Below are 1,362 nucleotides of genomic sequence, written 5' to 3'. Positions count from 1 at the left end.
GTGAAGCGCCCCAGGTTCTCTGCCGCTCCTATGCGGGTTGCGGCGCTCGGTTGAGGGCCGCGTAGTGGGCTTGCTCGTACTCCGTCGGGGTCATCATCCCGAGGGTGCCGTGCAGGCGCCGGTTGTTGTACCAGTCGACCCACCCGGCGGTGGCGTACTCGACGTCACCGATGGTCCGGTAGGGCCCGGCGTGGAAGACCGTGGTGCGGATGCACTCGGTCTTGAACAGCCCGATCACGCACTCCATCAGCGCATTGTCATAGGCATCGGCAACAGACCCGATCGAGGGCCGGATGCCCTGCTCGGCGAGGTGGTCGGTGAACGTGATTGAGGTGTATTGCGACCCGGCGTCCGCGTGGCCTATCAGTTCACCACGCACGACCGGGTGCCCTTCGCGGCCGCGCTGCCACAGCGCCATCCGCACTGGCACGTCCACCAGCTCGACGGCCTTGGTGGGCGCGACGTTCCAGGCGACGATCTTCTGGGCGAACACGTCCAGGATGAACGCGACGTAGACGAACCCGGCCCAGGTGCGCACGTAGGTGAAGTCCATGACCCAGGTCCGGTTGGGTGCGGCTGCGGTGAAGTCCCGGTCGAGCAGGTCACCGGCCCGCTTGCCGTCCTTGGCGGGGATCGTGGTCCGGATCCCCTTGCACCGTCGCACCCCCTGCAGGCCAAGGGACCGCATCGCCCGATCCACCGACCCCGGCGAGGCTGCGGGCCTGGCGCGCTGCACCAGCGCGGTCATCTTCCTGCGCCCGTACAGCCCCTCCGGCGTCATCCGCCGCACCCCCTGCGGGTCCACCGTCCAGGCCAGGTCCCGCACCTGGTCGGTGACCATGGCATCGGTGAGCGTGCGAGACGCGACGGGGCGGTTGACCCGCGCCCAGTCACGGTAGGTCCGCGCGGCGATCTGACAGCCCTGCTCGCGCAGGACCCGGCAGATCGACTCGACCGCGTGGCCCTGGGCCCGCAGCTCGTCGATGAACGCGACGATCAACGATTGCGGGGGTCGAGCTCCCCCGCGAAGAAAATCGAAGCCCTACGCAGGATCTCGTTGTCTTCCTCCAGCCGGCGGACCTTCGCCTTCAGGTCCTTGATCTCGGCCAGCTCCTCACTGGTCACGCCCTGGCGATGGCCGCCGTCGACCTGGGCCTGCACGACCCAACGGCGCACCGTCTCCTTGCCCAGGCCCTCACGGCGCGCGACGACCTCAGCAGCGGCAGTCAGCGACGGGTACTGCGGCAAGTGCTCCAGCACCTGCCGCACGCACCGCTCCTTGACCTTCGGATCGATCTTCTTCGGCATGACTCGCATCCTTCCAACTCAAAAAGGATGCGGCATCGAACCTGGGGCGCTTCA

At 67.9% G+C, this 1,362-nt stretch carries 1 protein-coding gene and 1 other annotated feature; the gene reads right to left on the bottom strand.

Translation table 11 applies throughout. From position 1 onward, the window contains the following. Window positions 1-28 precede the first annotated feature (28 nt). Window positions 29-1,308 (bottom strand): IS3 family transposase gene (locus M1R94_RS20175; RefSeq protein WP_249383523.1). Its coding sequence is split into 2 segments (ribosomal slippage): window positions 29-1,035 and window positions 1,035-1,308, totalling 1,281 coding nucleotides; the frame shifts between segments, so codons are not numbered across the junction. Beyond that, window positions 905-1,039: a sequence feature (AL1L pseudoknot), on the bottom strand. (Overlaps the previous gene by 135 nt.) Window positions 1,309-1,362: the final 54 nt, after the last annotated feature.

Source organism: Actinotalea alkalitolerans (assembly GCF_023369855.1).
Taxonomy (GTDB): domain Bacteria; phylum Actinomycetota; class Actinomycetes; order Actinomycetales; family Cellulomonadaceae; genus Actinotalea.
Note: the sequence above shows the minus strand (reverse complement) of the source record. Positions and strands in the feature narration are given on the sequence as shown.